This is a genomic window from Streptomyces sp. NPDC060205 (assembly GCF_042728395.1).
GTDB lineage: Bacteria > Actinomycetota > Actinomycetes > Streptomycetales > Streptomycetaceae > Streptomyces.
The window spans coordinates 1-5916 of record NZ_JBHWZP010000461.1 but is presented as its reverse complement, the minus strand read 5'-3'; the positions used below and the strand labels follow the sequence as shown (position 1 = coordinate 5916).

Below are 5916 nucleotides of genomic sequence, written 5' to 3'. Positions count from 1 at the left end.
CCTCGGGGAGGGGCTTCGCCCCGTCCCACTCAGGGGCGCGGGGAACGGCGCAGTCTTTTGGCTCTGACGGGCGCGGGGAACGGCGCGACCGGCCCCCGCCTCGGGCGGGCGTAGCGAATAGGGTGGGGGCGCTCATCGTCACAGCCGCATCCTGGGAGAAACACGTATGGCACCCGGCCTTCCTACCGCCATGGATCGACCGCACTTCATCGGCATCGGCGGCGCCGGGATGTCGGGGATCGCGAAGATCCTCGCGCAGCGCGGGGCCGCGGTGGCGGGCAGCGACGCGAAGGACTCCGCGACCGCCGAGGCCCTGCGCGCGCAGGGCGCCACCGTCCACATCGGCCACGCCGCGGACCACCTCGCGGCGGACGCCACCTGCGTGGTCGTCTCCTCGGCGATCCGCGCGGACAACCCGGAGCTGGCCCGCGCCGCAGAGCTGGGCATCCCGGTCGTGCACCGCTCGGACGCCCTCGCCCGCCTGATGGACGGCCTGCGGCCCATCGCGGTGGCCGGCACGCACGGCAAGACGACCACGACGTCGATGCTGGCGGTCTCCCTGTCGACGCTGGGCCTGGACCCGTCGTACGCGATCGGCGGCGACCTCGACGTCCCCGGCTCCAACGCCCTGCACGGCGACGGCGACATCTTCGTCGCCGAGGCGGATGAATCGGACCGCAGCTTCCACAAGTACGCGCCCGAGGTGGCGATCGTGCTGAACGTGGAGCTGGACCACCACGCCAACTACGCGTCCATGGACGAGATCTACGAGTCCTTCGAGACGTTCGCCGGCAAGATCGTGCCGGGCGGCACCCTGGTGATCGCCGCCGACCAGGAGGGCGCCCGCGAACTGACCCGGCGGCTGCCGGACGCCATCAGGGACACCATCGAGGTGGTGACGTACGGCGAGTCGAAGGACGCCGACGTACGCGTGCTGTCCGTGGTCCCGCAGGGCCTGAAGAGCGAGGTGACCGTCGCGCTGCACGGCTCCGAGCTCACCTTCACCGTCTCGGTGCCCGGCCGCCACTACGCGCACAACGCGGTGGCGGCCCTGGCGGCGGGCGTGGCCCTGGGCATCCCCGCGGCCGAGCTGGCCCCCGCCCTCGCCTCGTACACGGGAGTGAAGCGGCGCCTGCAGCTCAAGGGCGAGGAGGCGGGCGTGCAGGTCATCGACTCGTACGCGCACCACCCCACCGAGATGACCGCGGACCTGGAGGCGATGCGCGCGGCGGCCGGCGACTCCCGCATCCTGGTCGTCTTCCAGCCCCACCTCTTCTCGCGCACCCAGGAACTGGGCAAGGAGATGGGCCAGGCCCTGGCCCTGGCGGACGCCTCGCTGGTCCTGGACATCTATCCGGCCCGCGAGGACCCGGTCCCCGGGGTGACGAGCGAGCTGATCATCGAGGCGGCGTGGGCGGCGGACGCGGACGTGACACCGGTGCACGACAAGTCACAGGTGCCCGCGATCGTGGCGGGAATGGCGAAGCCCGGTGATCTCGTTCTCACCATGGGCGCGGGAGACGTGACGGACCTCGGACCCGAGATCCTGACCCGCCTGTCGAAGTAGCGGTACCTGAGTAGAGGGGTTGAGCTTTCATGTCGTACGACATCGAGAAGCCGGACGAGCAGTGGCGTGCGGAGCTGAGCCCGGCCGAGTACACCGTCCTGCGCCAGGCCGGCACGGAGCCGGCGTTCCGCGGCGAGTACACCGACACCAAGACGAAGGGCGTCTACTCCTGTCGGGCGTGCGGAGCCGAGCTCTTCACCTCCACGGAGAAGTTCGAGTCGCACTGCGGCTGGCCGTCCTTCTACGACCCGAAGGACTCCGACGCGGTCGAGCTGATCGAGGACCGCTCCCACGGGATGTCGCGGACCGAGGTCCGCTGCTCCCGGTGCGGATCGCACCTCGGACACGTCTTCGAGGGTGAGGGCTATCCGACGCCGACCGACCAGCGGTACTGCATCAACAGCATCTCGCTGCGGCTGACGCCGACCGAGGGCTGACGAGAGCGCACGAGGCTCATGCGTCGAGCCTCGTGGCCAGCCGCTCCTGGAGGCGGGTGCACCGGGCCCGCCCCCGGGGATCAGGCCCGGGGGCGGGCGGTTCGGGGCGGGCGTCGGTGTTTCGTCAGACGTTGACGCCGAAGTCCGCTGCGATGCCCGCGAGGCCGGAGGCGTAGCCCTGGCCGACCGCGCGGAACTTCCACTCCGTGCCGTGGCGGTAGAGCTCGCCGAAGACCATCGCCGTTTCGGTGGCGGCGTCCTCGGACAGGTCGTAGCGGGCGATCTCGGCGCCGCCGGCCTGGTTGACGACGCGGATGAAGGCGCCCCGGACCTGTCCGAAGCTCTGCCCGCGGGCCTGCGCGTCGTGGATGGAGACCGGGAAGACGATCCGGTCGACCTCGGCCGGTACGCCCGCGAGGTTCACCTTGACGGACTCGTCGTCGCCCTCGCCCTCACCGGTGAGGTTGTCACCGGTGTGCTCGACCGAGCCGTCGGGGCTCTTGAGGTTGTTGTAGAAGATGAAGTGCTGGTCGGACAGGACCTTGCCGGAGGCGTCGAGCAGCAGGGCCGAGGCGTCGAGGTCGTAGTCGGCGCCGGTCGTGGTCCGTACGTCCCAGCCGAGGCCGATGAGTACGGCGGTCAGGCCCGGCGCCTCCTTGCTGAGCGAGACGTTGCCGCCTTTGGACAGGGAAACTCCCACTGCGTACTCCTTCTCGAAGCGTGCTCGAAGTGTGCTCGATGCGTGCGGGTCGGGGGTCCGGCCGGGCCCCCGACATAAAATCTACAACACTGTAGAAAAAGGGGAAGGGGGGCGTATCCGTCACGGCCCCGCCGTGCCGTGCCGGTCGGGTCCCGCCGCGGGCGTGGTCGTCATGGGCGGGCCTCCGGCGTCGATACGATGGGACGCCCGTGTTTCGGAGTCGGCGGAAGGGAGGCCGGGCGTGACGGACCAGCGGCAGCGTCCCCCGCGGCGGGGGCAGGGCGAGCTGGAGGCGCAGATCCTGGCGGCCCTGCGTACGGCGGAGGTGCCCGCGACGGCGGGCTGGGTGCAGGAGCGCCTCGGCGGGGATCTCGCCTACACGACCGTCATCACGATCCTGACCCGGCTGCTGGCCAAGGGTGCGGTGACCCGGGAGCGCGTCGGCCGGTCCTTCGTGTGGACCCCGGCCTCGGACGAGGCGGGTCTTGCCGCCCGCCGGATGCGCCGGGTCCTGGACGGCGAACGCGACCGGGAGGCCGTACTCGCGAGCTTCGTCACGTCCCTGGAGCCGAACGACGAGCGGCTGTTGCGTGAACTGCTGGCCCACCCCGAGGCGGAGAGGGAAGACTGAAGCCTCATGGGGGTGTTCGTCTTTCTGCCGCTGGTCCTGCCGTTGACGGCGTGGCCGATCGCCCGGCTCGCCGAGCAGCGGCTGTACCCGCGGACCGCCACCCGGCTGCTGACCGGCCTCGCCGTGGTGATGGCGGTGTGCAGCACGGTGTGCCTGGGGCTGCTGATGGTGGTCGGCACGGCGCAGCTGCCCGGCAACCCGCTGCCCGACGGCTGGTCGGATCCCGAGGTGCGCGAGGCCGTCCCGTACGACGAGATCGCCGGCAAGCTGGCCATCCCGGCGCTCCTCGCGGTGCTGCTGGTCTGCGGACGTACACTGCGACGGCACCGGCGGGTCCGCCGGAACGCCCATCTGGCGCTCGCCGACCTGCCCGCCACCGAGGTGGCCGTCCTGCCCGACGAGGTGCCGTACGCGTACGCCCTCCCCGGCGGGCGGCGGGACCGGGTGGTGGTGACCACCGCGCTCCTCTCCTGCCTCGAACCGGCCGAGCGGCGCGCCCTGTTCGCCCATGAGCGGGCCCATCTGGCCGCCCGGCACCACAGGTTCCTGCTCGCCGCCCAACTGGCCGCGCGCGCCAATCCGTTCCTGCGCCCGCTGTGCACGGCCGTGTCCTACACGACGGAACGGTGGGCCGACGAGGAGGCCGCCCAGGTGGTCGGCAGCCGCCGGGCCGTGGCCTGCGCGATCGGCAAGGCCGCCCTGGTCTCCCGCGGCACCCCGGTGCCCACGCTCGCGGGCCTGGCCGCGCCGGGCCCGGTGCCGCGCCGGGTCGCCGCGCTGCTCGGCCCCGCGCCCGTGCCGCGCACCTGGCCGTCGGTGTTCACCACGGTGGGCCTCGCCGCCTGGGGCGCGGCGGCCGGGACCGCGGTGTCCGCGCTGTCCTCCGCGAACTCCGCGGTGACGATGGTCCTCATCCTGCACGCGGCGACGCCGTTGTGAGCAGGGGCCGGGCGGTCGGCCGGCGGGGTGAGTCGTACCCGCCTCCCGCCCGTATCTCTACATGAATGTAGAGTTTCGCCGATCGGAGTACGGGGGCGCTGAGCGCTCGTGAGTCAGGGGCCGGCCGGATGGAGGCCGAGCGCGGGGAAAGGGGCGCCTGTGGGCGGTAGGGGACAGCGGCGGCATGCTCCGGCCGGAAGCAGGCCGGGCCGGGGGGCACGTGCGGCGCGGCCGACGAGACTGACGCGGCGGGGAAAGATCGTCGCGTGGACGGCGGGGGCGTTCGCGGTGCTCGTGCTCGCCACGGCCGGGGTCGGCGCCTGGGTGTACCAGGACCTGAACGGCAACATCGGCGCGGCCGACATCGACAACAAGCTCGGCGGGGACCGTCCCGAGAACCTCAGTCCGGGCTCGAAGAACATCCTCGTCGTCGGCTCGGACAGCCGGGACGGGGACAACGGGAAGTACGGCAAGGGCCTGACCACCATGCAGTCCGACACCCTGATGGTGATGCACGTCCCGGCCAACCGGAAATGGGCGACCGTGGTGTCCTTCCCGCGCGACTCCTGGGTGCAGATATCCGCGTGCGAGAAGGGCGACGACAGCACCTCCGCCCCGCACCACGCCAAGATCAACGAGGCGTTCGCGATCGGCGGTACCGGCGGCGAGGTCGCGGGAGCCGCCGCCTGCACCATCAAGACGGTCGAGGCGAACACCGGACTGCGGATCGACCACTTCATGTCCGTCGACTTCCAGGGCTTCAAGGGCATGGTCAACGCCCTGGACGGCATCGAGGTCTGCCCCGAGGAGGCCATCCACGACGAGAAGGCCCACCTGGACCTGGAGGCCGGCTGCCAGACCGTCAAGGACGAGGAGGCGCTCGGCTACGTACGCGCGCGGTACAGCGTCGGCGACGGGTCCGACCTCGGACGCATCGGCCGGCAGCAGGAGTTCATGGAGGCGCTGGCCCAGAAGGCGCAGTCGAAGCTGACCAGCCCGACCTCGCTGTACGACTTCCTGCAGTCCGCCACGAAGTCCCTGACCACGGACGAGGACCTGGCCGGCATCAAGCCGCTGTACGGTCTGGCGTCCGAACTGAAGGGCATCCCCAGCAAGAAGCTGACCTTCCTCACCGTGCCCAACTACCCGCGTGAGGCGGACGTGGCCGCCGACAAGGCCAACGTCGTGTGGCAGTACCCGCAGGCCGACGACCTGTTCACCTCCCTGGCCAAGGACAAGGAGGTCGACAAGAAGGCACTGCAGGCCGAGGCCAAGGACGACTTGATATACGCGTCCGGTGTCCGCGTCCAGGTCCTCAACGGCACCGGCGTCTCGGGGCGGGCCGCCGTCGTCGCCGCGAAACTGCGCCTGGCCGGGTTCACCGTCGTCGGCACGGGCAACGCCCCGGAGACGACCCGCGCCACCACGGCCACCTATCCGCAGGGGATGGGCGCGCAGGCGAAGGTGCTCGCCTCCCGGCTGCCCGACACGCGGGCCGCGCAGGGGTCGGACACCGCCGCGGGCGTGGTGACCCTGACGGTGGGAACCGGCCTCGACCCGGACGGCATCCTGTGACCTGCCGGCACATGCGGAACACGCGGTACGGGCGGAACATGCGGATCGGGCGGGGCGGCCGAGGCTG

At 71.6% G+C, this 5916-nt stretch carries 6 protein-coding genes; 5 read left to right on the top strand and 1 reads right to left on the bottom strand.

Going from position 1 to position 5916, the window contains the following annotated elements; translation table 11 throughout:
- The first annotated feature begins 166 nt into the window (after positions 1-166).
- Positions 167-1567 carry a UDP-N-acetylmuramate--L-alanine ligase gene (gene murC, locus ACFWGJ_RS40930; RefSeq protein WP_387334041.1) on the top strand — a complete coding sequence of 467 codons (1401 nt, stop codon included), beginning with the start codon at positions 167-169 and terminating at the stop codon, positions 1565-1567.
- A gap of 29 nt (positions 1568-1596) precedes the next feature.
- The gene (gene msrB, locus ACFWGJ_RS40925) at positions 1597-2004 is read left to right on the top strand and encodes a peptide-methionine (R)-S-oxide reductase MsrB (protein ID WP_366785759.1); all 408 of its coding nucleotides are present in this window, start codon (positions 1597-1599) and stop codon (positions 2002-2004) included.
- 124 nt (positions 2005-2128) lie between these two features.
- Here msrB and ACFWGJ_RS40920 read toward each other — a convergent pair whose 3' ends face one another.
- A complete protein-coding gene (locus ACFWGJ_RS40920; RefSeq protein WP_387334040.1) occupies positions 2129-2704 on the bottom strand; it encodes a TerD family protein in 576 nt (191 codons plus the stop codon).
- Between the two features lie 241 nt (positions 2705-2945).
- On the opposite strand from ACFWGJ_RS40920, the gene ACFWGJ_RS40915 reads away from it, so the two are divergent.
- From ACFWGJ_RS40915 to ACFWGJ_RS40905, 3 genes are all read left to right on the top strand, one after another.
- Entirely contained in the window at positions 2946-3335 is a 390-nt protein-coding gene (locus ACFWGJ_RS40915; protein ID WP_387334039.1) for a BlaI/MecI/CopY family transcriptional regulator, read from the top strand.
- A gap of 6 nt (positions 3336-3341) precedes the next feature.
- A complete protein-coding gene (locus ACFWGJ_RS40910; protein ID WP_387334038.1) occupies positions 3342-4274 on the top strand; it encodes a M56 family metallopeptidase in 933 nt (310 codons plus the stop codon).
- A gap of 288 nt (positions 4275-4562) precedes the next feature.
- Complete coding sequence (locus tag ACFWGJ_RS40905; RefSeq protein WP_387334037.1) at positions 4563-5849, top strand: LCP family protein; 1287 nt, start codon at positions 4563-4565, stop codon at positions 5847-5849.
- The last annotated feature ends 67 nt before the right edge of the window (positions 5850-5916 follow it).